The organism is Pseudomonas sp. microsymbiont 2, from assembly GCF_054788395.1.
In genome coordinates this window covers 3,446,840-3,471,379 of the sequence record NZ_CM139112.1, presented here as the reverse complement: position 1 = coordinate 3,471,379, position 24,540 = coordinate 3,446,840, and the positions used below count along the sequence as shown (strand labels likewise).

Sequence of the window (24,540 nt, the reverse complement as noted above, 5' to 3'; positions counted from 1 at the left end):
GGAACCTTCGTGCTTACCATTTACAACACGCTGAGCAAGACCAAGGAAGTTTTCAAACCGCTGGACGGCAACAAGGTGCGCATGTACGTGTGCGGCATGACCGTGTACGACTACTGCCACCTGGGCCACGGCCGCAGCATGGTGGCCTTCGACCTGGTCACCCGCTGGCTGCGCAAGAGCGGCTATGAGCTGACCTACGTGCGCAACATCACCGACATCGACGACAAGATCATCAACCGGGCCAATGAGAACGGCGAGTCGTTCGACGCGCTGACCGCGCGCATGATCGACGCGATGCACGAGGACGAGCGCCGCCTGAGCATCCTGCCGCCGGACCTGGAGCCGCGAGCCACCGACCACATCCCCGGCATGCACGCGATGATCCAGACCCTGATCGACAAGGGCTATGCTTACGCGCCGGGCAACGGCGACGTGTACTACCGGGTCGGCAAGTTCGTCGGCTACGGCAAGCTGTCGCGCAAGAAGATCGAAGACCTGCGTATCGGCGCCCGCATCGAGGTCGACGAGGCCAAGCAGGACCCGCTGGACTTCGTCCTGTGGAAGGGCGTCAAGCCCGGCGAGCCGAGCTGGGAATCGCCGTGGGGGCCGGGTCGTCCGGGCTGGCACATCGAATGCTCGGTGATGTCCACCTGCTGCCTGGGCGAAAGCTTCGACATCCACGGCGGTGGCAGTGACCTGGAGTTCCCGCACCACGAGAACGAGATCGCCCAGAGCGAGGCGGCCACTGGCAAGCCGTACGCCAATGCCTGGATGCACTGCGGCATGATTCGCATCAATGGCGAGAAGATGTCCAAGTCGTTGAACAACTTCTTCACCATCCGCGACGTGCTCGACAAGTACCACCCGGAAGTGGTGCGCTACCTGTTGGTGGCCAGCCACTACCGCAGCGCCATCAACTACTCCGAAGACAGCCTGCGCGATGCCAAGGGCGCCCTGGAGCGGTTCTACCACGCGTTGCGCGGCCTGCCGCGGGTCGCGGCCAAGGGTGGCGAGGCGTTCGTCGAGCGTTTCACCGTGGCGATGAACGACGACTTCGGCACCCCCGAAGCCTGCGCCGTGCTGTTCGACCTGGTGCGCGAGATCAACCGCCTGCGCGACAGCGACCCCGAGGCCGCCGCCGGCCTGGCGGGTCGCCTGCGCGAGCTGGGGGATGTGCTGGGTGTGCTGCAGCTCGAAGCCGATGACTTCCTGCGCGCCGGTGCCGAGGGCAAGGTCGATGCCGCCGAAGTGGAGGCGCTGATCCAGGCGCGTCTGCAGGCGCGCACCGACAAGAACTGGGCCGAGTCCGACCGCATCCGCGACCAGCTGACCGCCATGGGCGTGGTACTGGAAGACAGCAAGGGCACCACTACCTGGCGCCTGGCTGACTGATCGGCGCCACTGGGGCTGCTGCGCAGCCCTTTCGCGAGACAAGGCCGCTCCTACAGGGTTGCGTGGTCCCCTGTAGGAGCGGCCTTGTGTCGCGAAAGGGTCGCAAAGCGGCCCCGCTCTTTATTGAACCCCAGTCAATGGGCAATGCAGCACCAACCTCGCCCCACCCAACTCGCTGGCCCCCACCTCAAGCCCAAAGCCATGCAGGTCGACGATCGCCGCGACGATCGACAGCCCCAGCCCGAACCCCGGGTGGCGATGGCCTTCCTCGCTGCGGTAGAAGCGTTTCAACACCGTCTCGCGCTCATCCGCCGGAATCCCCGGCCCGCTGTCCTCGACTGCGATATGCACGCCTTGATCGTCTTCGCTGGCGACCATGCGCACCTGGCCGCCTTGCGGGGTGAACTTGATCGCATTGCCTACCAGGTTGGCCAGGGCTTCGAACAGCAATTCCCGATCGCCATGCAGGGCCGCCAGTTGCGCGGGCTGCTCCAGCTGCAGACGGATGCCGCCATCCTCGGCCAGTGGCAGGTAGAAGTCGTGCAGCTCCACCAGCAAGCCTTGTGGGTCGAGCTGGACGAAGCCGGCCCGGCGTTGGCGGTCTTCCAGCTCGCTGATGCGCAGCAGGCCACGGAAGCGCGCCATCAGCGTGTCGGTTTCGCCGATCGCCTGATCCAGTGCCTCGCCTTCAGCTGAGTCGGCGCCGCTCTGCTGGCGAATGCGGTAGAGCTGGGCGCGCAGGCGGGTCAATGGGGTGCGCAGGTCATGAGCGATGTTGTCGCAGACACCCTTGACCTCATGCATCAGCCGTTCGATGCGGTCGAGCATCGCGTTGACGATGGCCGCCAGCATGTCCAGCTCATCGCGACGCACCGACACTGGCAGGCGGTGGGTGAGGTCCCCGGCGACGATCAGCTCAGCCTGGGCCTGGATCGCCCGGATGCGCTTGAGTGGCCGGCGACGCAGCAGGTACCAGCCAGCGAAGCCCGGAATCAGGGTCAGGGAGATGCCCCAGAGCAGCGCGTCGAGAATGATCCGGGTAACCACGAACAGTGAGCCGTTGTCGCGCACCAGCACCAGCCAGCGACCGTCCTGGACCTTGATCGCCACGGCATCGCAGCTGTCGCGGGGCAGGTGTGGATCGTCGGCGTCCAGGCAGCGCTTGAGTTCATGCACTTTGCCGTCCAGGCCCAGCTCTGGCGGGATCGCGCGGATTCGCCCGCCGAGGGGGTTGAGCTGGGGGTCGAACAGGCCGTAGGCGTCGAAGCTGCGCTCCTCGAAGGCCTGGCTTGCGATCAGTGCGTCGTCCAGCTGCTTGCCGCTCATATGGGCGAACAGGTGCTGGCGTTGCAGCATGGAATGACGGGTGAGCTTGTTCAGGTAGCTGGTGACCTCGAAGTACAGCACCCCCATGAGGATGCTGCTCCAGGCCACGAACAGGAAGCTGTACAGCGCCAGCAGGCGGCTGGTGGAGGAGCTCCAGCCCTTAGACGGGTTCGGCAATGGCATAGCCGGAGCCCCGCACGGTACGGATCAGCGGGTTCTGCCCGGGCGAGTCGATCTTCTTGCGCAGACGGCCGATGTGCACGTCGATCAGGTTGGTGCCCGGGTCGAAGTGGTAGCCCCAGACTTCCTCGAAGATCATCATCCGGGTGATCACCTGGCCAGAGTGACGCATCAGGTACTCAAGCAGCTTGTACTCGGTGGGCAGCAGGTTCAGCGCCTGTTCGCCGCGGCGCGCCTCGTGGCTGATCAGGTCCAGCTCGAGGTCGGCGACCTGCAGGCGGGTCTGGGTCATCGGCACGCTGTTGCGGCGCAGCAGCACCTCGACCCGGGCGGCCATCTCGTCGGAGGCGAACGGCTTGGTCAGGTAGTCGTCGCCGCCGGCGCGCAGGCCGCGCACGCGCTCGTCGACGTCCGACAGGGCGCTGATCATCAGGATTGGCGTGGTGATCTTCAGGTTGCGCAGGGTGGTGACGATGGTCAGGCCATCGACCTCGGGTAGCATGCGGTCGAGGGTGATCAGGTCATAGCCGCCGGCGATGGCCTTGGCCAGGCCTTCACGGCCATTGTCGGCCCAGTCGACTTCCAGGCCGTGGCTGGACAGTTCGGCGACGATTTCCTGGGCGGTGACGGCGTCGTCTTCGATGGTCAGTACGCGAGGCATGCTGGTTCCTGGGCGGCGAGTGGAGACCTGATTGTGCCAAAGAATAGACAACCGGCGATTTAAGAAAAATTCATCTGGCGGCAGGGGAACCCGGCATGGTCTGCACGCGCGGGCTTGATAGGGGCTAGCGAGGGGGCTTGGCGGGATAAGGTGTCGTGGGAGCGGGCTTGCCCCGCGATGGCATTCTCTCAGGCAACCCAGCCATAGCGGCTGGGCGCCATCGCGGGGCAAGCCCGCTCCCACAATGCCATCGCTGGCATGCTCTGTTGAGGCCTCAGGCGACCTTGACGATCCAACCCGCCGGGGCTTCGACGTCACCGCTCTGGATGCCGGTCAATTCGGCGTAGAGCTTCTGGGTGACCGGGCCGACTTCGGTTTCGCTGTGGAACACGTGCAGCTTGCCGTTGTACTGGATACCGCCGATCGGCGTGATCACAGCGGCGGTGCCGCAGGCGCCGGCTTCGACGAAACGGTCGAGCTTGTCGATTTCCACGTCGCCTTCGATCACTTTCAGGCCCAGGCGCGATGCGGCCAGTTCCATCAGCGACAGGCGGGTGATGCCCGGCAATACCGAGATCGACTTCGGCGTGACGAATTCGTTGTTGGCGGTGATGCCGAAGAAGTTGGCCGAGCCGACTTCCTCGATCTTCTTGTGGGTCAGCGGATCGAGGTAGATGCAGTCGGCGAAGCCGGCTTTCTTGGCCTCGTAGCCAGGTTGCAGGCTGGCCGCGTAGTTGCCGCCGACCTTGGCTGCGCCGGTGCCTTGGGGGGCTGCGCGGTCGTAGTCGGAGATCAGGAACTTGTGCGGGGTCATGCCGCCTTTGAAGTAGGAGCCGACCGGGATGGCGAAGACCGAGAAGATGAACTCGGGGGCGGTGCGCACGCCGATGTTGTCACCGGTGCCGATCACGAACGGACGCAGGTACAGCGCGCCCTTGCCGTGCGGTGGAACGAACTTCTCGTTGGCCTTGACCACCTGCTTGCAGGCTTCGATGAACTGTTCGGTCGAGACCCGTGGCATCAGCAGGCGGTCGCAGCTGCGTTGCATGCGGGCGGCGTTCTGGTCGGGGCGGAACAGGTTGATCGAACCGTCCTTGCAGCGATAGGCCTTCAGGCCTTCGAAGCACTGCTGGCCATAGTGCAGGGCGGTGGAGCCTTCACTGATGTGCAGCACGTTGTCTTCGGTCAGGGTGCCCTTGTCCCACTCGCCGTTACGCCATACGGACAGGTAACGTTTGTCGGTCTTGATGTAGTCGAAACCCAGCTTGTCCCAGTTAATGCTTTCGTTACTCATGACACCCTCATTGCTCTGGCCCGAACACGGCGGGCTGCTTTTGTATGCGCACCCCGCCACCTTAATACATCCAGGGCGGATCGGAAACGGCCAGTCACACAATCCGCCGGGCGAGCGGTCGGGCTCAGTGGCCCCTCAAGTTCGATAACGGTTGCGCTGGGCGAACAAGCCAGTACCCAGGCAGTTCATGAAAACGATCCACATCGAGGATTGAACGCCCAGAAAGTCACCGTGAGGCAACTGCCAGAAACTCAACAGTCCGGCGCAGAGCAGGGCAATGCCAGTCCACATGCGCAGGCTCGGGTGACGCAGGAGGCGATCGACGACGAAGGCAAGGAGGGTGAGGGCGCAGATCGCAGCCAGCTCATTCATGGCTGTCCCTTGATAATGAACGCCTGTGATGAGCGTTGGGGGCCAATACCGCCTTTTACCGTGGCCTCCAGGGCCACCACTCGGTCACCCGCGTGATAGGTGGGTATTCGGCTTGTTACCAGGGGCGCGATGCCCATACCTAGAACAGCACCTGTGATTGTTGCGGCAAAGCCCACAGGGAGGGCTACCGCTGTAGCGATCAGTGTTCCGACGTTTTCTCGTTGCTCATTCAGTGCATCGCCTTGTGCTCTGGAGAGAGGTCGGGACACCATGATTCGCAGCGCACATGGTCGGTCGCCTGCTTGCATTCGATCGTAGATCCGGATCGCGGCATCGCTGATCTGGTAGCTGGCCTGACGAGCCGATGGAAAGTACAGCTTGCACAGGTGTGGTCGGTCTGCGGGGTGCACTGTCAGTGCATAGAGGTCGAATACTAGTCCATGTGTGGTAATGATCTGGCTGACGTTATCGAACTGCACATCCACCTTCCTTGGAATTTACCTTGGCTAGGAACATTGCCGTGCAGGGGGATGTTGCTAAAGATCCCGACCTCTGAATGATGAGTAGGAGGATTCTGAAGGTTGTCGGATGTTAGTCAGACATGCCTTTGCTGTACTCAGCCTAAACGCAGATAGTCCTTCAGGATCAGGCTTTCCAGAAAAACGTGGTCATGCGAGACCACCAGCAGCGCCCCCGTGAACTGGTGCAACAACTGCTCCAGCGCTTCGAGCGACGGCAGATCGAGGTGGTTGTTCGGCTCGTCGAGCAGCAGCAGGTCCAATGGCTGTTCCCGGTACAGCACGGCAGCCAACGCGACCTTGAGCCGCTCGCCACCACTGAGCAGGGCACCGGGTAGTGCGATGCGTGCCGCATCGATGCCCAACTGCGCCAGCCGACGATGCAGTTCGTCGCGCTGCAGGCGAGGGTTGGCGGCGCGCAGGTGTTCCAGGGCGCTCTGTCGCGGTTGCAGGCGGCTGCCGTGCTGGTCGAGCAGAGCCACTTCGCCGGTCAGCCGCAGGCTGCCCGCGCGCGGCGCCAGTTCACCGGCTAGCACCCGCAGCAGGGTGGACTTGCCGCTGCCGTTGTCGCCCACCACCCCCAGCCGCTGGCCCAGGCACAGGCGCAGGTCCAGCGCATCCGTCGTGCCCCGTGGCAGGCACAAGCCCTCCAGGGCGAGCACCTCGCGCCCTGCATATCGTTGCGGCATGGGGGCGTGCAGCATGATCGGTACCTCGCGCCCGACCTGGCGCGCCGCCTGCCGCACCTGTTCGTCCAGCGCCACCTTGGCGTCTTGCTGCTCGCGGCGCTGGCGCCCGGCGGTGGCCTGGCTGCGCTGTTGCTGGCGGTCGAGCAGAATCTGCGCCTGGTTCGCCTGCCTGGCCTGGCGCCGGGCGCTGGCCTGGTGACGCTCGAGGTTCTCGCGCTGACGTTGCAATGCCTGGGCCTGGCGTTGACGCTGCTGCTTGAGGCGCAACAGTTCCTGCGCGGCCAGTTCGGCCTGCGCGGTGCTCTGCTGCCGGTAGAAGGCGAAATCGCCGCCATAGGCGCGCAAGCCAAGGGGCGATAGTTCGACGATGCGTGCCATGTGCCCGAGCAGTGCCCGGTCGTGACTGATCACCAGCAAGCCCTTGTCCCAGCCCTGGAGCATGTCCAGCAGCATGGCCCTGGCACTGCTGTCCAGGTGGTTGCTTGGCTCGTCGAGGATCAGGTAGTCGGCCTCGCTCAGCCAGGCGCCGAGCAGGGCGACGCGCATGGCCTGGCCGCCGCTCAGGCGATCGGCCGGGCAGTGCGGGTCGAGATGACCCAGGCCATGGCGTTGCAACTGGGCCTGCAATCGCGAACGGATGTCCCAGCGTTCACCAACCGCATCGAAGTCTGCCGGGTCGATGCTGCCACGCTCGATCCGTTCGAGGGCGCGCAGGGTGCCACCGATCTGGGCCAGGTCAGCGAGAGTGGCGCTGTTGGCGAGCACCTGCTGGTCGAGATGATGCACTCGACCATGGCGCAGGCAGCAGCCCTGGCTGGGCTCGCGCAGGCCGGCCAGCAGTTGCCCGAGCAAGCTCTTGCCCACGCCGTTGCGTCCGACCAGGCCGGTGTGGCGCAGGTCGAAGGATTCGTTGAGGTCGGTGAAAAGCGGCCTGCCATCGGGGAGGACCAGGGTAACGCTGTCCAGCGTCAGGATCGACGAGTTCGTCATGCACAACTCCACTCATGCCGCTACATCCCCGGCGTGAGCCGGAGTCTGAAGACTGGCCGTCAGGCTGACGGCGGCATCAATGGCGCATTGGACGAATACCTCATGGTGTGGAGTGGGTGCAAGACTAGTCCAGCAACGCGTTGGAAGGCAACGTTTTCGCCTATGCGCGTCGTCAGCACATGCGCAATCCCCTGTAGGAGCGGCCTTGTGTCGCGAAAGGGCCGCAAAGCGGCCCCCGGCAATATCTGCTTTGGCGCTGAGACCTAGGGGCTGCTGCGCAGCCCTTTCGCGACACAAGGCCGCTCCTACAGGACCGCGCAGGCCTTGAAAGGCTCAGCGCAACCGTCGGTTCCAATCCCCGCCATGATCACGCCAGCATGCCTCCTCGCTGTCGAAGCGCACATGCCAGGCGACATGGTCCAGCTCGACCCCCGCGTCACTCAGCGCCAGGGCCGTCAGCGCGATCATCCGCGCCTTGTCCGCGCCGGCCAGTGCCCGGGCCTTGTCGGTGTCGTCGGTGAACACCCAGGTGATGCGCAGGCTGGCGGGAAAGTCGTCGAGGTCCACCTGGTGGGTGAGCCAGGCGAAACCGACGATCTCGCCCTGGGCGGTGGCGCAGGCCTCGGTCAGGCAGGCGACCATCTCCCGCTCCAGACGTGCCAGGACACGCTTGCCACTGGCCATCAGCCCTTGGCCCTTTCAACCGACAGCGTTTTCAGAAGCGCAATGGCGCAGGCGAATTGCATGGTGGTGTCCTTGGCTCGAAAAAGTGCAGGGCGGTCACTGTAGCGCAGTTGTCCATCGCGCCAGGCACTTAAATTGCGCGTCAAGGCGCAACCGCTCTGGATCAAGGCAAAGACCATGACCACAGGGTTGCAAGTTTCATCTGCGTTCATCTGCGTAGTTGGCCCGCTACCTGCTATATCCAGCCAGCGAACATTGATCGGGTGGTCAGATCGGAGTGCCCGCGGGCAGTCGACCTCGACCACTGGACAGTGGCCTTCAGGCCACGAATTTCAGAGGCTACAGGATGTCAACGGCGCAGCAGATCGACTCACCACAGGCAGACGCGGGTTGGAGCGCGCATCTGCAGTTGCGCTTCGTCCAGCGCGAGGGCGTGACCCGCCTTGGTGCGCGTCGTCACGCCGGACCTCTTTTGGTGCAACGACCGTTCTATCCAGAGGGCGCGCCGTGCCACGTCTATGTCCTGCACCCGCCGGGCGGGATCGTCGCCGGCGACCGTCTGGAACTGGACATCCACCTCGACCCCGGCAGCCACGCCTTGCTGACCATGCCGGGAGCGAGCAAGTTCTATCGCAGCATTGGCCCCACCGCGTACCTGGCCCAGCACTTTCACCTGGCCGCCGACAGCGTGCTGGAGTGGTTGCCTCAGGACAGCATCTTCTTCAATGGTGCCCGCGCCAGCCTCGACAGCCGTTTCACCCTTGAGCCCGGCGCTCGCCTGCTGGCCTGGGAAACCCTGTGCCTGGGCCGCCCGGTGATGGGCGAGCGTTTCGAGCAGGGCGCGCTGGACAGCCGCCTGCGCATCGAACTGCCCGACGACCCCGGCCTGCACGAGCGCCTGCGTATCGACGGTGGGCAACTGGCCAAGGTCGGCGACCACCCGCTACTGGCGACCTTCTGCGCTGCCCCCGCTAACACCACGGTGCTTGAGCAGGTGCGCGAACTGCTCGACCAACTGAAGACCCCGGCCGGCGCCACCTTGCTCGGATCACTGCTGGTGATCCGTCTGCTCGACCACGACAACCAACACCTGCAACGCAACCTGCAGCGCCTCTGGCACCTGCTGCGCCCGGCCGTGCTCGGCCTGGCGCCGTGCCCGCCGCGCATCTGGGCCACCTGAGAGAGCCGCCATGGAGCTGACCCCGCGAGAGAAAGACAAACTGCTGCTGTTCACCGCCGCCTTGCTGGCCGAGCGGCGCCTGGCCCGTGGCTTGAAACTCAACTACCCGGAAGCGGTGGCGCTGATCAGTGCCGCGGTGCTCGAAGGCGCCCGCGATGGTCGCACGGTGGCCGAGCTGATGAGCCTGGGCCGCGAGGTGCTGGTGCGCGAGCAGGTGATGACGGGGGTGCCGGAGATGCTGCACGACGTCCAGGTCGAGGCGACCTTCCCCGACGGCACCAAGCTGGTGACCGTGCATGAACCCATTGTTTGAGGAAGCCGGCATGATTCCCGGAGAAGTCCAGGTCGCCAGCGGCGACATCGAGCTCAATGTCGGTCGCGCGACGCTCAGCGTCAGCGTGGCCAACCACGGCGACCGCCCGGTACAGGTGGGCTCGCACTACCACTTCTACGAAGTCAACGACGCCCTGGTGTTCGAGCGCGAGCCGACTCGTGGTTTTCGCCTGGACATTCCGGCAGGCACGGCGGTGCGCTTCGAGCCGGGGCAGGCGCGTACCGTGCAGTTGGTGGCCTACGCCGGCAAGCGCGAGGTGTACGGTTTCCAGGGCAAGGTGATGGGCATGCTGGAGGGCAGGGCATGAGCCGCATTTCCCGGCAGGCCTACGCCGACATGTTCGGTCCCACCGTCGGCGATCGCGTGCGCCTGGCCGATACCGCGCTGTGGGTGGCAGTGGAAAAGGACTTCACGATCTACGGCGAGGAGGTCAAGTTCGGCGGCGGCAAGGTGATCCGCGACGGCATGGGCCAGGGCCAGATGCTCGCAGCCGAGGCCATGGACCTGGTGCTGACCAATGCGCTGATCATCGACCATTGGGGCATCGTCAAGGCCGATATCGGTATCAAGCACGGGCGTATCGCCGCCATCGGCAAAGCCGGCAACCCCGATGTGCAGCCCGGTGTCACGGTGCCGGTAGGGCCGGGCACCGAGGTCATCGCCGCCGAAGGCAAGATCGTCACCGCCGGCGGCATCGATTCGCATATCCACTTCATCTGCCCGCAGCAGGTGGAAGAGGCGCTGACCAGCGGCGTGACCACCTTCATCGGCGGCGGCACCGGGCCGGCCACCGGCACCAACGCCACCACCTGCACCCCCGGCCCCTGGTACCTGGCGCGCATGCTCCAGGCCGCCGACTGCCTGCCGATCAACATCGGCCTGCTGGGCAAGGGCAATGCCTCGCGGCCCGAGGCCCTGCGCGAGCAGATCGCCGCTGGCGCCGTGGGCCTCAAGCTGCACGAAGACTGGGGCTCGACGCCCGCCGCCATCGACTGCTGCCTGGGGGTGGCCGAGGAGATGGACATCCAGGTGGCGATCCACACCGACACCCTCAACGAGTCGGGCTGCATCGAGGACACCCTGGCCGCCATCGGCGAGCGCACCATTCATACCTTCCATACCGAAGGCGCCGGTGGCGGCCATGCGCCGGACATCATCCGCGCCGCGGGCCAGGCCAACGTGCTGCCGTCCTCGACCAACCCGACGCTGCCCTACACGGTCAACACCGTCGACGAGCACCTGGACATGCTCATGGTCTGCCATCACCTGGACCCGAGCATCGCCGAGGACGTGGCTTTCGCCGAGTCACGCATCCGCCGCGAGACCATCGCCGCCGAGGACATCCTCCACGACATGGGCGCTTTTTCCATGACCTCGTCCGACTCCCAGGCCATGGGCCGGGTTGGCGAAGTGGTGCTGCGCACCTGGCAGGTGGCGCATCAGATGAAGCTGCGTCGAGGTCCGCTGGCCCCGGATGGCGACTACTGCGACAACTTCCGGGTCAAGCGCTACATCGCCAAGTACACGATCAACCCGGCGCTGACCCATGGCATCGCCCACGAGGTCGGCTCGGTGGAAGTGGGCAAGTTGGCCGACCTGGTGCTCTGGGCGCCGGCGTTCTTCGCGGTAAAGCCCGCGCTGGTGCTCAAGGGGGGGATGATTGCCACCGCGCCGATGGGGGACATCAACGGCTCGATTCCCACGCCGCAGCCGGTGCATTACCGGCCCATGTTCGGCGCCCTGGGCGCGGCGCGGCATGCCACGCGCATGACCTTCCTGCCCCAGGCCGCCCTGGACCGTGGCCTGCCCGATGAGCTGAAGCTGCAGAGCCTGATCGGCGTGGCCCATGGCTGCCGGCGGGTGCGCAAGGCCGATATGGTCCACAACACCCTGCAACCGCTGATCGAGGTCGATGCGCAGACCTACCAGGTGCGCGCCGACGGCGAGCTGCTGGTGTGTGAGCCGGCCCACGAGCTGCCGCTGGCGCAGCGCTATTTCCTGTTCTGAATGAACAGGTACGAGGAGTACCTCGTGGGAGCGGGCTTGTCCCGCGATGCCCGTCGAGTCAACGAGACCTGGTTCGTTTGAAAGGAGTAAACATGATCGTACTTAACCGCAGGGTCACCGATGCCAGCAAGGTGACCGGCAACGTCACCCTCGACGTCGACAGCCGAATCAAGAGCCGGCTGCGCGTCACCCTGGACGATGGTCGCGAGGCCGGATTGATGCTCGAGCGTGGCCACCTGCTGCGCGGTGGTGAGCTGCTCGCCGATGCCGAAGGCGAGCAGGTGATCCGCGTGCTGGCCGCCCCCGAGGCCGTGTCGACGGTGCGTTGCGCCGATCCACATCTGTTGGCCCGTGCCGCCTATCACCTGGGCAATCGCCATGTGCCGTTGCAGATCGAGCCGGGCTTGCTGCGCTACCAGCACGACCACGTGCTCGACGACATGCTGCGCGGCCTGGGGCTGGAGGCGATCACCGAACAGGCACCGTTCGAGCCCGAAGCTGGCGCCTACCAGAGCGCATCCCATTCCCACGGTCACGGCCATCCGTTCGTGCGCCTGCCCGCCCATTCCTGACCTCACCCCTTTGGAGCCTTCGATGAAAAAGACTTTCGCTCTGGTACTGCTGATGGTGGCCTTGCCGGCCTTCGCCCACCCCGGCCATGATGCCAACCCGTTGCAGGATGGCCTGCTGCACCCGCTGACAGGGCTCGACCATCTACTGATGCTGCTCGGCACCGGCGTGCTCGCCGCCCTGACCGGACGCAATCTGGCCTTGCCGCTGGCGACTTTGGCGGCGATGTTCGCTGGGGCTGTGTGCGGCCACCTGTTCGGCGGTGTGGTCGGCATGGAACAGATGATTCTCGGCAGCCTGCTGGTGGCTGCCGCCGCCATGTTGCTGCCGGGTCGCCAGCTGCTGCTGTCGCTGGTCATGCCGGTGTTCGCCCTGTTCCATGGCTGGGCCCACGGCGTGGAGGCCACGCCCAGCGCGTTCTGGCTGTTCAGCGCAGGCTTCGTCACGGTCAGCGGGTTGCTGCTGGCCGTGGGTTTCGGCGTCGGGTGCCTGCTGCGCCGCCATGCCGGCCTGCAGAAAGCCTTCGGCGGTGGCCTGCTGGCCGGTGCCGCGCTGGTGCTGGCCGGCTGATGAGCAGCGACCTGGCGCTGCTGCGCCTGCTGCAACTGGTCAGCCCCGGCCTGCCCGTGGGCGGATTTACCTACTCGCAAGGCCTGGAGTGGGCCGTGGAAGCCGGCTGGGTGAGGGACGCCAAGGGTTTCGCAGCCTGGCAGCGCGAGCAGTTGCACGACACCCTCGGTCATCTCGACTGGCCGTTGCTGGCGCGCCTCTACCGGGCGTGCCAGGTGGGCGATGCCGATGCCTTCGCGCATTGGAGCAGGTTCTTGCTGGCCAATCGCGAGACCGCCGAGCTGCGTCTGGAGGAGCGCCAGCGCGGCAGCGCCCTGGCCCGTTTGCTCGATGGTTGGCAGGTGGGGCAGGCCCCGGCCTGGCGTGCCAGCCTCGAACTCAGCCAACTGGGTGGCATGGCCTGGCTCGCGGCGCACTGGTCGATCCCACTGCGCCAGCTCGCCCTGGGCCACGGTTTTGCCTGGTTGGAAGGGGCGGTAATGGCGGGGGTGAAGCTGGTGCCGTTCGGCCAGCAGGCCGCCCAGACCTTGCTGCGCGACCTGGGCGAGGAGCTGCCCTCCGTGCTTGACCATGCCCTGACGCTCGACGACGACCAGCTCGGTGGCGGCCTGCCGCTGCTGGCCATTGCCTCGTCGCGCCACGAAACCCAATACACCCGTTTGTTCCGTTCCTGAGGACTGCCTCGATGCAAAATTATCAGCAACCCCTGCGTGTCGGCGTCGGAGGCCCGGTCGGTTCTGGCAAGACCGCGCTGCTCGAAGCCCTGTGCAAGGCCATGCGCGATCACTACCAGATCGCAGTGGTGACCAACGACATCTACACCAAGGAAGACCAGCGTATTCTCACCGAGGCCGGTGCCCTGGCGCCGGAGCGCATCGTTGGCGTCGAGACCGGCGGCTGCCCGCACACGGCCATTCGCGAAGACGCTTCGATGAATCTGGCCGCCGTGGAGGAGCTGGCACGTAAGTTCGGTAATCTCGAGGTGATCTTCGTCGAAAGCGGTGGTGATAATCTCAGCGCGACCTTCAGTCCGGAACTGGCGGATCTGACCATCTACGTGATCGATGTGGCGGAGGGCGAAAAGATCCCGCGCAAAGGTGGGCCCGGCATCACCAAGTCGGATTTCCTGGTGATCAACAAGACAGACCTGGCCCCCTACGTCGGGGCTTCGCTGGAAGTGATGGAGCGGGACACTCGCAGAATGCGCCCGGAGCGACCGTGGACCTTCAGCAACCTGAAGAAGGGCGACGGGCTGCAGGCGGTCATTGACTTCATCGTCGAGAGGGGCATGTTGGGGGCGCGCAGCTGAACGGGCGTTGGTGTGACATGCCATCGTCTTGACGGCGTTCTTACAAGTCACAGCGCGACTTCTTACCGTTGCGGTGGTTGCGGGCTACAGCTTATGGCCAGGCTCGACGATAAAGTCCGTCGGGTTGCCGCGGGCCTGGTGTCCAGACCACTCGCCTGGCGTACATGTAGACCCAAACCTCACTCAAGGGAATCCGTATGAAATTGATCGCACTCGTCGCTCTTTTGGCAACCACCGGCATGGTCCAGGCTGCGAACATGGAGGCCGCCAAACTGTCCAGTCTTTCCCTCAAGTCCCCATGGTTGACCTGCCCCGAGGGCACGAAAAAAATCGGTGACGATTGCGTGCCCGCCAACATCGACTTCGAGTAATCCAATCCGCAGTCCAAGCCCGTTCATGGCGAACACCATTGCCGTCATGAACGGGCTTCTGTTCGTCTGGAATCAGCAGAGTCTGCATGATTGCCCGCGTCAGCCTGCTTTGCGCAAGGTGCTGGCGACACGGGAGAGTGTTTCCAGGTGATGCATGGGGCTTTTTGTCGAGGTGAATGATTCCCTCGACGGCTAAAGTCTGGCTGGCCGCCGCGGCTTGCCTGCGGCAGCGAGTCCACAACATCACTCAAGGAAACTTACATGAAATGGATTGCATTCTTTTCGGTGCTGGCTGCTGCAGCTCCAGCCCAGTTCGTGCTTGGCAATGAGCACACATTCGAGCCTGCCGTCGATACCGTTTCGCCGTTCGCCCAGGTCGACGCCGGGGTCGGGCAAAGCACGCGATTGGCCGGGGTTGGCCACTATGGCGGGGTGGCTCCGTTCGACTGCCCGCCCGGTACGTTCGCCACGTCGGTTGGGCACTGCCAGCCCTCTTTCGACTTCGATTGAGCACTGTGCGCAGGGCATGCGCTTGACTGAAATCCAACCGTGCGAGGCACGAGCACTGGCGGCGCTGCTGTCAGTGAGTGGGTAACGGCGGCATGGAAGTCAGCGAAACTGGCATTGGGAGAAATGGCGCATCGACTGAGATTGCAAACAGTCTCTTACACGACAGGTTCAATTTTCAGGGTTTGGCACAAGGGTTTGCCTAAGGATCATCGGTTTGGGTTGCAGGTAAAGTCGTTCTGGCTGACGGATCGAACAGTAGGACTTTTCGCCAGCTGCAGTTGAAACCGAATGAACCACGCAAGGAAACCATAATGAAGAAAATTGCCTTGATCGTACTGCTGACCACCGCAGGCACTTTCCAGATCGTCCATGCCTCGACTCCACCTTCACTGTCCTGCGCGCCTGGCACCTATATGACTTCGACTGGTCTTTGCCAGCCAGCCTGGGATTTCGATTGATAGTTGTTAATGCAGGTCAGAGCGACTGACCTTGTGCCTATCGCCGTGCATGGAGCAGCTTCCATGCACGGTTTTCTTGCAGAGGCGCCAAGAGGCATGGTCATGAAGCCCCAGGTGACGTGAGTGGCGATCACCCAAATGTCTTCGAAACACCGTTCTGCGCGTCAGTCCGCGACCGTCGATCAACGCAGGCGTGCGAGCTGGGCGGTACCCTTGTGAAAATATGCTCAAGCCATAGGTAAATCATCAGTCTCGCGAAGGCCCGAACGCCTCGGCATCAAGGTAAAGTGACAGCACGATCCCAGGGCGTTGCGATATGCGCCAGAGAGGTGCCTGTGGCTTCCTATACCTTGCGTCAACTCAAGTACTTCGTCACCACCGTGGAAGCCGGCAGTGTCGCCGAGGCTTCACGCCAGCTGTACATCGCCCAGCCATCGATCTCCACGGCGATCAAGAGCCTGGAAGAAAGCTTCGGAGTGCAGTTGTTCATCCGCCACCACGCTCAGGGCGTATCACTGACGCCCAGCGGCAAGCGCTTCTACGCCAAGACCCGCGCGTTGCTGCAGATGGCCCACGAGTTCGAGCAGAATGCCCTGGCCGACAACGACACCGTGGCCGGGCAGATCGACATCGGCTGCTTCGAGACCGTGGCGCCACTGTACCTGCCGCGACTGATCGCCGGTTTTCGCGAGCGCTACCCGGGCGTGGACATCCGCCTGCGCGACGGCGAACAGCAGGACCTGATCCAGGGCCTGACCGCCGGCACCTTCGACCTGGTGTTCCTCTACGATCATGACCTCGATGGCACCATCGAGACCGAACCGTTGATGCCCGCGCAGAAACCCTATGTGCTGCTTCCAGAGAAGCACCGTTTCGCCAGCCAGGCCCAGGTGTCGCTGCGCGACCTGTGCCCAGAGCCGATGATCCTGCTCGACGTGGCGCCCAGCCGCACGTACTTCGTCAGCCTGTTCAACGAACTGGGGCTGACTCCGAACATCGTGTTCAGCTCGCCGTCCATCGAGATGGTCCGGGGCATGGTGGGCCAGGGATTCGGTTTCTCGCTGCTGGTCACCCGGCCATTTTCGGAATTCACCTATGATGGGCAGCGCCTGGTGACCGTCGACATCAGCGAACCGGTGGCACTGTCGGGGTTGGCGGCAGCCCACCTGAAGCGGGTGCAACTGACCAAGCCGGCGCAGCTGTTCGTCGAATTCTGCCGAGAGCAACTGGTGAGCTTTTGACCTTGGCTTGCCGGTGGCCGTCCATTCGTCGCCCCGAGGCCAGGGACTGTCGAACGATTCAGGTCGCGCCGGGCTCTTCCATCAAGGCGCCAGGGGATCGGGGGTGCTGTCATTGCTTTGGCGAATGGCCTGTTGCCAGGGCATGGGCAATATCAATTGGCATTGCGCCCTTGCACGGCGTAATCACACAGCAGGCCACCCAGTAGTGCGAGGGTCGTACCATGTCGTTGATCGGTGTTTCGATGCTTGAAATGCGCCAGATGATCGAGCAAGCCTGCTTGCCTGACCGTTGCGAGGTCAGTTGCCCGGATGGCGAAAACCTTACCATTCGCCTGGGCCGGGGCGAGAGCCTGGACGACTGCCTCACCGTTACCGGGGTGCCCGTCGCCAGTCTCAAGAACTGTCATGACCTGCTGGAGCTGGTGACGCGCATCAAGGCGCAGCGGCACAGCCAGACACTTGAGTTCAAGGCCATCGCCTGAATGCCGCAGGTTTGGTCGGCGCTGCTCACTGCAGCTCCAGCAACAGATTGATTCCGCCATCACCGCATCTGACGTGTTCGCGGACCACGCCTCGATAGCTGCGTCCCTCCCAGACGAAGGCAACACTATGGGCACGCTCCACCTTGGCGGGCAGCGGCGGTTCGATGTGCAGGCGCAGGGCAGGGCGACCTTGCAGGCTAAGGGCAGCCAGCTGAACCTGGCACTCGGCGCGCTGCGCCACCGAACCGAACAGGGTGTCACGAATGAAGTCCAGCTCGAGGCGGGCGCAGGGCGCGCGGCAGGACATCTTCATGGCGGGCTCCTGACGAAAGGACGGAGTATCTCTCGTTGGAAGCCTAAAGCGCGTAAGCGTTCAAATTATTTCAGTCCGATGACGCGCAGATCATCTTGTCACGGCCTTTGTGGCACAACCGAACTGCCGAAGCTGTTGCCCATGCGCGTCGACGTCGCCGCAGGTGTCGCCAGGCCCATCTGGTTCGGGGCCTTGCGTTGCAGTTGTCGCGCTGGATCGAGCTGCTCGCGCAGGCCTTTGGCTGCTTTCGGATCGCTGCCTTGCAGCTGTTGTGTCAGACAGTCGTAGGCCAGTGCCCGCGACTGACCGACCTGCACGTCAATGCAGCCCTGGCCGGCTTCGCTGCGCTCGGCAAGCACCGGCAGGGCGTAGCCCAGCAGCAGGGGCAGGAACGCCAGTGGCAGTCGGCCCATGGTGAGTACTCCTTGCGATGGATCCAGAGGCAAGTCTAGCCCTGGCTGGTTTGACCCTGGGTGAAGCTTTGGTTGCCGCTGGCTGTCACCACAGCGTCATACATTGGCCCCAGGATGACGTTTCCCCGGCGACGGCGGCCAGCAAGGAGGCCAGTCAATCCGTGCGTGCATTGCTTGTGGTCGGCATGCTGATGCTGGGGTGGCTGGTCGCGCCGCTGTCCTTGCGCGCGCAACCGCTGCTGACCCTGGAAATCCCGGCACAGCCGCTGGATCAGGCGCTGGACAGCTTCGGCCGGCAGAGTGGCCTGGCGGTGCTGGTGGACCAGGCCTTGCTCACCGGGCAGCGTTCCAGCCTGGTGCAAGGACGCTACACCGCGCGCGAAGGCCTGCAGCGATTGTTGCGGGGCACCGGGCTACTGGCCCGCTACAGCGGTAGCGGTGGCTTCACCCTGTTGCCGTTGCGTTTTCCGCTCGCAACGCGGCGTAGCCCGGCGACGGGCGTGTCTGCCGGAGGTTACGGGCAGGCGTTGCAAATGGCGGTCGAGCGCGCGTTGTGCACCTCGGCATTGACCCGCCCCGGCAGCTATCGGGCGGCCTTGCAGATCTGGATCGATGCCCGTGGCCAGGTCGCGCAGAGCCGCTTGCTGGCATCGACCGGCGATTTCGCCCGTGATGCCGCGGTCATCGAACGCTTGCATGCGGTACGCCTCGAGGGCGCGCCACCGACATCCTTGGCGCAGCCGATCACTTTGCTGCTGCGCCCGGTACCTATGGATTGCCCACTTTCGCAAGGAGCTGCGGCGGCATGAACAAACCTCGGGACAGTGCGCTGGTCAGGCTGTTTCTGACGTCCTACGACGCGTTGCGGGTGCGCCTGAGGCGCAGACTCGGCTCGGATGACCTGGCCAACGATGTGCTGCAGGAAACCTACCTGCGGGTCGATCGCATGGAGGCGGTGCACGATCTGCGCAAGCCCGATGCCTACCTGTACCGCATGGCCCTGAATGTCGCCGCCGATCGCCGCGAGGCCGACGCCCGGTTGCTGACCGGCGGCGAAATTGAGGCGTTGTTGCAGGTCGCCGAAGACCAGGATCCGGCACGTATCGTCGGTGGCCAGCGCGAAATCCAGAATCTGCTGGGCGCGCTTTACGAGCTGCCGGCACGGCGGCGACGGATTTTCATTGCGGCACGCCTGGAAGAGGCCTCGCACCAGGAGATTTCCCAGCGTTTCGGCATTTCCACGCGCACGGTGGAGAAGGAGCTCAAGGCGGCGCTGGGGCATTGCGCGCAGCGCCTGGATAGAAAAGTATTTCAGCGGTTCGGTCCGGGCGCGGGAAAACCGTCTTGATCAATAGTCGACTTTCTCATGTGAATGCCATGCCTCAGATTTCGCCCGATCCCGACTTGCAGCGCCAGGCCCAGGACTGGCTCGTGCGGCTGACTTCCGGTCAGGCCACCCATGCCGACGCTCAGGCCCTGCGACAGTGGTGCGCGCGCAGCCCGGCCCATGCCGAGGCGTTCGCCCAGGCTCGACAGCTCTGGCACCTGTTGGGGCCAGCGGCGCGTCAGGCCCGTGAGGTGGCGCCCATGCCTGTGCTGGGCAGGCGTGCCCTGCTGGGCGGCGCGGTGGCGGCTTCGGCGGCGCTGCTGGTCTGGCGTGGCGGCCTGCTGGAGGATCTTGCCGCGCCCCCCGTGGCATTCGCCACCGAGGCGGGCGAACAGCGCCGCGTCGAGCTGGCGGCGGGCATCGAACTGGAGCTGAACGTACGTACCCAGGTCAGCCGGGAGCGGCACGGCATCGCGCTGTTGGGGGGCGAGATCGAGGTCCAGGCCCGTCAGCCTGTACAGGTACGTGCCGGGCAAGGGCTGATCAGTGCCGACCTGGCGCGGTTCAACGTGCGTGAAGACGACGAGGGGGTGTGCGTCACCTGCCTGAGCGGCGAACTGCGCATCGCCGCTCTGGGGCAGGTCGAGAACCTGCCGGCCGGGCTTCAGCTGCGTTACGGCGCGCAGCGAGTCAGCGCGCCGGCGGCATTCGATATTGGACAGGTGATGTCCTGGCGAGAGCGCATGCTGGTGTTTCGCGATGCGCCACTGGCCCAGGTGATCGATGAGATCAATCGCTATCGCCCTGGACGCCTGATTCTGCTCAACCCGTCACTGGGGCGCCGCCGGGTGCAGGCCCGGTTCAGTTTCGAGCAACTGGCCCAGGCCGCCGAACTGATCCGCAGCGCTTATGGCGCTCGTTGCCTTGAGCTGCCAGGCGGTGTGGTGCTGGTCAGTTGAACGGCCCCAGCACCTGACGATAGCGCTCTTCACCTTGACTGCCACGCCAGCCCAGACGTATCTCCAGACCTGCGGGAGCGTCGTGCGCCTGGCTGTCCGGTCCTTGCCAGCCCTTGTCGGGCTGCCAGCGGCGCAGGCTGAAAGTCGTCACGTTGTCCAGTACGGCCACGGCCATCTCGGGGGCCGGTAGTGGATAGCGCTCGCGCAGCGGCGCGGCGGCACGATACAGGGTGCCTGCGCGCACGTACCAGCGGACCCGCTGCAGGCCGCTACCGGGGATGGCTCCCGCACGAACCAGTTCCAGGCGGTCGGCGCGGGCACGAATCGCTGGCAGTGCCGGCTTGCCCGGTGGCTCGCGACCGGGCAGGGGTGGTTCCAGCAGTTCCACGGTGGCGCGCAGGGCCAGGTCGCGCTCCAACTGCTGGAATACCCGCAGCACCGCCTGGTGCGCTTCGCTGGCCTGGCGTACATGGCGGTCGGCGCGGCTGACGCTGTCGAGCCCGCGCCAGGCGATCAGGCTGACCACCGCCATCAGCAGGATCGCGATCATCACTTCGATCAGGGTGAAGCCGCGTTGCCGGTTCATGGCTGGCTAACCCGGAATTTCCCGGCGCCGTCGCTGGCCAGGCGCACCAGCACCGGGCCGCTGCGCAGGCGCACGGCCAGCGGGGTGCCGATCCATTCGCCGTCCAGCCATACCGCCCCGCGGGGCTCGACCTGGACCTTGACGGTGTCGGCCTGCCAGCGGCGGTGCTTGAGCGGACCTTCGTCGACCAGCCGGCCATCGGCGCGCACGAAACCGTAGCCGTCGTGGTCGACTTGCCAGCGCAGGGGCTGGCCATCGGCCTGGGCCTCGCTGCGCGCCAACTCCAGCATGAGTGCCAGGCGCTCGCCATCGGCCCGCAGGTGCTTGCCAGGGTCGGGGCGGATGCTCAGGCTGATGGCGGCGCTGGCGATACCCACGATCACCAGCACCACCATCAGTTCGATCAGGGTGAAACCGCGTTGTCCGTTCACGGGGCTGCTCCTTGTCCTGACTGGCAGCTTGCCCGACGAAGATGATCGCGATGTGAAACAAAACCGTGAGAATTACCCGGTATGTTGGCTGGCAGGTACACAAGGAGCCCCTGAACATGCCCATCGCCCGTTTCGATCTTGCCCTGGGCCCGCTGCTGCAGGCGTCGGGCGCGCTGCTTGCGCTCGCCGGGCTGGCGACCTGGGCCATCGTGCTGCTGCAACCGGCGCAGGTGATGGCCGTGGCGCAGCCGAGCGTGGCCCAGGCGCCGGAAGAAACCCCGGCGGGTCGCTGGTTCGCGAACATCCCGCTGCAGGTGGACATCAAGGTCAGCGGGGTGATGGCCGGCAGCCAGGGCGCGGTGGCCATCGTCAGCCTCGACGGTGGCCCGGCCCGGGCGGTGCGTGATGGCGAGGAACTGGCCCGGGGCGTGCGTCTGGTCGCCATCGAGGCCAGCGGGTTGTTGATCGAGCGCGGCGGCCAGCGTAGCCGCGTGGAAGTGCCGGTGCTGGCACGCACGCCGTTTCCGGGTGAAGCGCCTCAGCCTTCGGCGAACTGACGCAGACGCTCGCCATCGAGGCGATAGCGAACCCACTCGTCCTGCGGCTCGGCGCCCAGCGAACGGTAGAAGCCGATGGCCGGCTCGTTCCAGTCCAGCACGCTCCACTCCAGGCGCCCGCAGTCGTTTTCCAGTGCCTCCCGGGCGATATGTCGCAGCAGCTTGCGCCCAGCGCCGTCGCCGCGTTGTTGCGGGCTCACGTACAGGTCTTCGAGGTAGATGCCGTTGCGCCCGAGCCAGGTGGAATAGCTGTAGAAATACACGGCAAAGCCGATGGCCTGGCCCTCACGCTCGCAGATCAGGCTATGCACGGTGCTGCCTTCATCGAACAGGCTGTGCTCGATATCGGCGAGGGTCGCCACCACTTCATGACGGGCGCGTTCGTAGTCGGCCAGCTCGGTGACGAAGGCGAGGATCTGTGCGGCGTCGCTGCGTACTGCGGGGCGGATGGTCACACTCATGGGGGCTTCCTTGTGATTGGGCTGGAGGCGATGGTAGCGGCAATCCCCTGGCTTGCCGATATGTAAAGCATGCTTGACATTGCAGGGTAGTGCCTCTAGTGTCAAGCACCCTTTACATGGAGGTCGTTACCATGCTGCACAAGCGTTATCGCAACCTGTTCATCGCGTCGATGCTCGCCTATTGCGCCTGCGTGCTGCTCAGCAGCCACTTCCTGCAGGCGATGTCCACGGGCGTGCTCAAGGTGGCTCTGGCGCTGCTGCCGGTGCCGGCCTTGCTGGTCATGGCCTGGGCTTGCATCGGTCAGCTGCGCCAACTGGACGAGATGATGCGCCGGATCCAGCTCGAAGCCCTGGGCCTGGCGTTCGTCATCACCGCATTGCTGACCTTCAGCTATGGTTTCCTGGAGACGGCGGGCTTCCCGCGCCTGTCGATGTTTATGGTCTGGCCGCTGATGGGCCTGCTGTGGATGATGGGAACCTGGGTGGGCGTAAGGCGTTATCGATGAACAACCATATGCGCGCCCTGCGCGCCGAGATGGGCTGGTCGCAGGCCGAGCTGGCCGAGCGCCTGGGGGTGTCGCGGCAGACGGTCAATGCCATCGAGACGGGGCGCTACGACCCCAGCCTGCCGCTGGCATTCACCATCGCCCGGGTGTTCGAGCGCGCGATCGAGGCGATCTTCGATCCAGACGAACCGGTTCAGTAGAGTGTATCTGTGCAATTTAGATCAACTGTACCGGTCGCTGGCAACCAGGCTCCGCTAGTGTGGCGACACGACAACCCGAAAATGGATCCGCCGCCATGCTTGCCTCGCTCGATCTGCTCAGTGCCTTCGTGCTGTTTGCCTTCGTTTCGTCCATCACGCCCGGTCCTAACAACACCATGCTGCTGGCATCCGGGGTGAATTTCGGCGTGCGACGCAGCATTCCCCACGCCTTGGGCATCAGCGTCGGCTTCATGGTGATGGTGCTGGCGGTGGGCTTGGGGCTGGGCGAGGTGTTCAAGGCCTGGCCTGCGCTGTACAGCATCCTGCGCTACGTGGGCGCGGCGTATCTGTTGTACCTGGCGTGGAAGATCGCCACCTCCGGGCCGATGTCGGGCGATGCCGTTGGCAGTCGCAAGCCTTTGGGCTTCTGGGGCGCGGCGGCGTTCCAATGGGTCAACCCAAAGGCCTGGGTGATGGCGGTGGGCGCGATCACCACCTATACCCCGGCCCAGGGCTACGCTTTCAACGTCTTGGTCATCGCCCTGGTGTTCGCCTTGGTCAACCTGCCCAGCGTCGGGGTCTGGGTGATGTTCGGCAGTGCGCTGCGCAACCTGTTGCGCAATCCGCGCGCGGTGGTGCTGTTCAATGTCCTGATGGCCGTGTTGCTGGTGATTTCGCTGTATCCGCTGCTGTTTGTAGAATCGGCATTTTCCTAGAGCCGATGAGTGCAGTCGATGGAGTTGATTCCCTGGTCCCATGAATGCGCCGAAGGCTTTACCCTGCGCGGTTGGCGGACCCCAGCCAGTGGCCGGCCGTTGTTGCACTTCCTGCATGGCAATGGTTTTTGCGGCCTGGTCTATCAACCGATGCTCATGCGCCTGGGCGAGCATTTCGACCTGTGGCTGAGCGATGTCCAGGGCCATGGCGACAGTGATCACGGTGGTGACTTCCGTGGCTGGAACCGCACCGCGGCGCTGGCCGTGGAGGCCTTCCAGGCGGGGCGTGGCGAATATGGCGAGGTGCCGCGCCTGGCGCTGGGACACAGCTTCGGCGGTGTACTGAGCGGCCTGATCCTGGCGGCTGAACCTGAGTTGTTCGAGCGCGCCGTACTGCTGGACCCGGTGTTGTTCAGCCGGCCCATGATCGGGATGATGGGCGCCGCCGCTATGGTCGGCCTGCACCGCCGCCACGCACTGGCGCGCAAGGCCGCGACCCGGCGCAGCCACTGGCCCGATCGCGAGGCGGCGCTGGCCTCGCTGCAGGGCCGGGGCATCTTCAAGGGCTGGAGCGACGAGGCGCTGCGGGCTTACGTGGAGCATGCCATCGGCGACTGCGGTGAAGGCGTGGTGCTCAAGTGCAGGCCCAGCCGCGAGGTGGAAATCTTCAGCTCGTTCCCTGAGCGGATGTGGCAACAGCTGGCACAGATCCGCACACCGACGCAGATTCTGCATGGCGAACGCACATACCCGTTTGTGCCCCGCTCGGTGCGGCGCCTGGCCGGTTTGAACAGCCATGTGAGCGTGCGGCAGGTGGCTGGCGGCCACTGTTTCATGCAGGAGGATCCGGCTGGCGCGGCGCAGCAGGTGCTGGCATTCCTGCAGCGCTGAAGCAGCAGACGAGTTCGCGTCGATCTGCTGTCCATTTCGCGA

At 64.7% G+C, this 24,540-nt stretch carries 35 protein-coding genes; 21 read left to right on the top strand and 14 right to left on the bottom strand.

The genetic code is table 11. The features are described from left to right. The first annotated feature begins 9 nt into the window (after positions 1-9). The gene (gene cysS / locus ACYUME_RS15510; protein WP_279880901.1) at positions 10-1,392 is read left to right on the top strand and encodes a cysteine--tRNA ligase; all 1,383 of its coding nucleotides are present in this window, start codon (positions 10-12) and stop codon (positions 1,390-1,392) included. A 120-nt stretch (positions 1,393-1,512) separates the two neighbouring features. Here cysS and ACYUME_RS15505 read toward each other — a convergent pair whose 3' ends face one another. The 8 genes from ACYUME_RS15505 to ACYUME_RS15470 all read right to left on the bottom strand — a co-directional run bounded on the left by ACYUME_RS15505 (position 1,513) and on the right by ACYUME_RS15470 (position 8,318). Beyond that, positions 1,513-2,901, bottom strand: a complete 1,389-nt coding sequence (locus tag ACYUME_RS15505) for a sensor histidine kinase (RefSeq protein WP_460415589.1) — start codon at positions 2,899-2,901, stop codon at positions 1,513-1,515. After that, positions 2,879-3,559 (bottom strand): response regulator transcription factor, encoded by a 681-nt coding sequence (locus ACYUME_RS15500; protein WP_050706019.1) that lies wholly within the window; start codon positions 3,557-3,559, stop codon positions 2,879-2,881. The genes ACYUME_RS15505 and ACYUME_RS15500 overlap by 23 nt, the downstream gene beginning before the upstream one ends. A 274-nt stretch (positions 3,560-3,833) precedes the next feature. Beyond that, positions 3,834-4,853, bottom strand: a complete 1,020-nt coding sequence (locus ACYUME_RS15495) for a branched-chain amino acid aminotransferase (RefSeq protein WP_279880895.1) — start codon at positions 4,851-4,853, stop codon at positions 3,834-3,836. Between the two features lie 135 nt (positions 4,854-4,988). After that, on the bottom strand, positions 4,989-5,225 hold the full coding sequence (locus ACYUME_RS15490; protein WP_279880892.1) for a hypothetical protein: 237 nt from the start codon (positions 5,223-5,225) through the stop codon (positions 4,989-4,991). Next, positions 5,222-5,704: a hypothetical protein gene (locus tag ACYUME_RS15485; RefSeq protein WP_460415588.1), complete on the bottom strand. Its 483-nt coding sequence runs from the start codon at positions 5,702-5,704 to the stop codon at positions 5,222-5,224. The genes ACYUME_RS15490 and ACYUME_RS15485 overlap by 4 nt, the downstream gene beginning before the upstream one ends. Before the next feature lie 137 nt (positions 5,705-5,841). Further along, on the bottom strand, positions 5,842-7,422 hold the full coding sequence (locus ACYUME_RS15480) for an ATP-binding cassette domain-containing protein (RefSeq protein WP_460415587.1): 1,581 nt from the start codon (positions 7,420-7,422) through the stop codon (positions 5,842-5,844). A gap of 333 nt (positions 7,423-7,755) precedes the next feature. Continuing rightward, complete coding sequence (locus ACYUME_RS15475) at positions 7,756-8,109, bottom strand: hypothetical protein (protein ID WP_279883749.1); 354 nt, start codon at positions 8,107-8,109, stop codon at positions 7,756-7,758. Then, positions 8,106-8,318, bottom strand: a complete 213-nt coding sequence (locus tag ACYUME_RS15470; protein WP_279883745.1) for a hypothetical protein — start codon at positions 8,316-8,318, stop codon at positions 8,106-8,108. The genes ACYUME_RS15475 and ACYUME_RS15470 overlap by 4 nt, the downstream gene beginning before the upstream one ends. Before the next feature lie 134 nt (positions 8,319-8,452). Here ACYUME_RS15470 and ACYUME_RS15465 point away from each other — a divergent pair, with 134 nt between their 5' ends. The 10 genes from ACYUME_RS15465 to ACYUME_RS15420 all read left to right on the top strand — a co-directional run bounded on the left by ACYUME_RS15465 (position 8,453) and on the right by ACYUME_RS15420 (position 14,957). After that, a complete protein-coding gene (locus ACYUME_RS15465) occupies positions 8,453-9,286 on the top strand; it encodes an urease accessory protein UreD (protein WP_460415586.1) in 834 nt (277 codons plus the stop codon). 10 nt (positions 9,287-9,296) lie between these two features. Next, the gene (locus ACYUME_RS15460; protein ID WP_110738219.1) at positions 9,297-9,599 is read left to right on the top strand and encodes an urease subunit gamma; all 303 of its coding nucleotides are present in this window, start codon (positions 9,297-9,299) and stop codon (positions 9,597-9,599) included. A gap of 10 nt (positions 9,600-9,609) precedes the next feature. Next, positions 9,610-9,927 carry an urease subunit beta gene (locus tag ACYUME_RS15455; protein ID WP_279883747.1) on the top strand — a complete coding sequence of 106 codons (318 nt, stop codon included), beginning with the start codon at positions 9,610-9,612 and terminating at the stop codon, positions 9,925-9,927. Then, positions 9,924-11,627, top strand: a complete 1,704-nt coding sequence (gene ureC, locus ACYUME_RS15450) for an urease subunit alpha (RefSeq protein WP_460415585.1) — start codon at positions 9,924-9,926, stop codon at positions 11,625-11,627. The genes ACYUME_RS15455 and ureC overlap by 4 nt, the downstream gene beginning before the upstream one ends. Before the next feature lie 92 nt (positions 11,628-11,719). Next, positions 11,720-12,199 carry an urease accessory protein UreE gene (gene ureE / locus ACYUME_RS15445; protein WP_460415583.1) on the top strand — a complete coding sequence of 160 codons (480 nt, stop codon included), beginning with the start codon at positions 11,720-11,722 and terminating at the stop codon, positions 12,197-12,199. Positions 12,200-12,221: 22 nt separating this feature from the next. After that, positions 12,222-12,767: a HupE/UreJ family protein gene (locus ACYUME_RS15440; RefSeq protein WP_279883735.1), complete on the top strand. Its 546-nt coding sequence runs from the start codon at positions 12,222-12,224 to the stop codon at positions 12,765-12,767. Then, positions 12,767-13,441: an urease accessory protein UreF gene (locus ACYUME_RS15435; protein ID WP_279883733.1), complete on the top strand. Its 675-nt coding sequence runs from the start codon at positions 12,767-12,769 to the stop codon at positions 13,439-13,441. The genes ACYUME_RS15440 and ACYUME_RS15435 overlap by 1 nt, the downstream gene beginning before the upstream one ends. Before the next feature lie 11 nt (positions 13,442-13,452). Further along, on the top strand, positions 13,453-14,076 hold the full coding sequence (gene ureG, locus ACYUME_RS15430) for an urease accessory protein UreG (protein WP_460415581.1): 624 nt from the start codon (positions 13,453-13,455) through the stop codon (positions 14,074-14,076). A 197-nt stretch (positions 14,077-14,273) separates the two neighbouring features. Next, positions 14,274-14,447, top strand: a complete 174-nt coding sequence (locus ACYUME_RS15425) for a hypothetical protein (protein WP_460415579.1) — start codon at positions 14,274-14,276, stop codon at positions 14,445-14,447. 261 nt (positions 14,448-14,708) lie between these two features. Beyond that, positions 14,709-14,957 carry a hypothetical protein gene (locus ACYUME_RS15420; RefSeq protein ID WP_279883727.1) on the top strand — a complete coding sequence of 83 codons (249 nt, stop codon included), beginning with the start codon at positions 14,709-14,711 and terminating at the stop codon, positions 14,955-14,957. 206 nt (positions 14,958-15,163) lie between these two features. Here ACYUME_RS15420 and ACYUME_RS15415 read toward each other — a convergent pair whose 3' ends face one another. Continuing rightward, the gene (locus ACYUME_RS15415; RefSeq protein ID WP_460415577.1) at positions 15,164-15,328 is read right to left on the bottom strand and encodes a hypothetical protein; all 165 of its coding nucleotides are present in this window, start codon (positions 15,326-15,328) and stop codon (positions 15,164-15,166) included. 422 nt (positions 15,329-15,750) lie between these two features. Here ACYUME_RS15415 and ACYUME_RS15410 point away from each other — a divergent pair, with 422 nt between their 5' ends. Together ACYUME_RS15410 and ACYUME_RS15405 are read left to right on the top strand one after the other, a co-directional pair. After that, positions 15,751-16,656: a LysR family transcriptional regulator gene (locus ACYUME_RS15410; RefSeq protein ID WP_460415576.1), complete on the top strand. Its 906-nt coding sequence runs from the start codon at positions 15,751-15,753 to the stop codon at positions 16,654-16,656. Positions 16,657-16,877: 221 nt separating this feature from the next. Further along, positions 16,878-17,138, top strand: a complete 261-nt coding sequence (locus ACYUME_RS15405) for a DUF1652 domain-containing protein (RefSeq protein ID WP_279883723.1) — start codon at positions 16,878-16,880, stop codon at positions 17,136-17,138. Positions 17,139-17,163: 25 nt separating this feature from the next. Here the strand turns inward: ACYUME_RS15405 and ACYUME_RS15400 are convergent, their stop codons facing one another. Both ACYUME_RS15400 and ACYUME_RS15395 read right to left on the bottom strand, forming a co-directional pair. Further along, complete coding sequence (locus ACYUME_RS15400) at positions 17,164-17,451, bottom strand: hypothetical protein (protein WP_279883722.1); 288 nt, start codon at positions 17,449-17,451, stop codon at positions 17,164-17,166. A gap of 98 nt (positions 17,452-17,549) precedes the next feature. Then, on the bottom strand, positions 17,550-17,864 hold the full coding sequence (locus ACYUME_RS15395; protein WP_460415573.1) for a hypothetical protein: 315 nt from the start codon (positions 17,862-17,864) through the stop codon (positions 17,550-17,552). A gap of 161 nt (positions 17,865-18,025) precedes the next feature. On the opposite strand from ACYUME_RS15395, the gene ACYUME_RS15390 reads away from it, so the two are divergent. Genes ACYUME_RS15390 through ACYUME_RS15380 form a run of 3 tightly spaced genes read left to right on the top strand, consistent with a single transcriptional unit; the run spans position 18,026 to position 20,150 of the window. After that, positions 18,026-18,673 (top strand): STN domain-containing protein, encoded by a 648-nt coding sequence (locus tag ACYUME_RS15390; RefSeq protein WP_460415572.1) that lies wholly within the window; start codon positions 18,026-18,028, stop codon positions 18,671-18,673. Then, complete coding sequence (locus tag ACYUME_RS15385; RefSeq protein WP_460415570.1) at positions 18,670-19,212, top strand: RNA polymerase sigma factor; 543 nt, start codon at positions 18,670-18,672, stop codon at positions 19,210-19,212. The genes ACYUME_RS15390 and ACYUME_RS15385 overlap by 4 nt, the downstream gene beginning before the upstream one ends. Positions 19,213-19,241: 29 nt before the next feature. Then, on the top strand, positions 19,242-20,150 hold the full coding sequence (locus ACYUME_RS15380; RefSeq protein WP_460415568.1) for a FecR family protein: 909 nt from the start codon (positions 19,242-19,244) through the stop codon (positions 20,148-20,150). Here ACYUME_RS15380 and ACYUME_RS15375 read toward each other — a convergent pair. Continuing rightward, positions 20,143-20,736, bottom strand: a complete 594-nt coding sequence (locus ACYUME_RS15375) for a PulJ/GspJ family protein (protein WP_279883717.1) — start codon at positions 20,734-20,736, stop codon at positions 20,143-20,145. The two genes, ACYUME_RS15380 and ACYUME_RS15375, sit on opposite strands and share 8 nt — an antisense overlap. Further along, positions 20,733-21,167, bottom strand: a complete 435-nt coding sequence (locus ACYUME_RS15370) for a GspH/FimT family pseudopilin (RefSeq protein ID WP_460415565.1) — start codon at positions 21,165-21,167, stop codon at positions 20,733-20,735. The genes ACYUME_RS15375 and ACYUME_RS15370 overlap by 4 nt, the downstream gene beginning before the upstream one ends. 116 nt (positions 21,168-21,283) lie before the next feature. On the opposite strand from ACYUME_RS15370, the gene ACYUME_RS15365 reads away from it, so the two are divergent. Next, the gene (locus ACYUME_RS15365) at positions 21,284-21,724 is read left to right on the top strand and encodes a general secretion pathway protein GspC (protein ID WP_279883714.1); all 441 of its coding nucleotides are present in this window, start codon (positions 21,284-21,286) and stop codon (positions 21,722-21,724) included. Here ACYUME_RS15365 and ACYUME_RS15360 read toward each other — a convergent pair. Beyond that, positions 21,706-22,185, bottom strand: coding sequence for a GNAT family N-acetyltransferase (locus ACYUME_RS15360; RefSeq protein WP_279883712.1), 480 nt, complete (start codon positions 22,183-22,185; stop codon positions 21,706-21,708). The two genes, ACYUME_RS15365 and ACYUME_RS15360, sit on opposite strands and share 19 nt — an antisense overlap. A gap of 131 nt (positions 22,186-22,316) precedes the next feature. Between ACYUME_RS15360 and ACYUME_RS15355 the strand changes: the two genes are divergently transcribed. From ACYUME_RS15355 to ACYUME_RS15340, 4 genes are all read left to right on the top strand, one after another. Continuing rightward, positions 22,317-22,691: a hypothetical protein gene (locus tag ACYUME_RS15355; RefSeq protein ID WP_279883710.1), complete on the top strand. Its 375-nt coding sequence runs from the start codon at positions 22,317-22,319 to the stop codon at positions 22,689-22,691. Continuing rightward, positions 22,688-22,891, top strand: a complete 204-nt coding sequence (locus ACYUME_RS15350) for a helix-turn-helix transcriptional regulator (RefSeq protein ID WP_279883708.1) — start codon at positions 22,688-22,690, stop codon at positions 22,889-22,891. Before ACYUME_RS15355 ends, ACYUME_RS15350 begins: the two co-directional genes overlap by 4 nt. A gap of 95 nt (positions 22,892-22,986) precedes the next feature. After that, on the top strand, positions 22,987-23,607 hold the full coding sequence (locus tag ACYUME_RS15345) for a LysE family translocator (protein ID WP_279883706.1): 621 nt from the start codon (positions 22,987-22,989) through the stop codon (positions 23,605-23,607). A gap of 18 nt (positions 23,608-23,625) precedes the next feature. Beyond that, a complete protein-coding gene (locus ACYUME_RS15340; protein WP_460415562.1) occupies positions 23,626-24,498 on the top strand; it encodes an alpha/beta fold hydrolase in 873 nt (290 codons plus the stop codon). Positions 24,499-24,540: the final 42 nt, after the last annotated feature.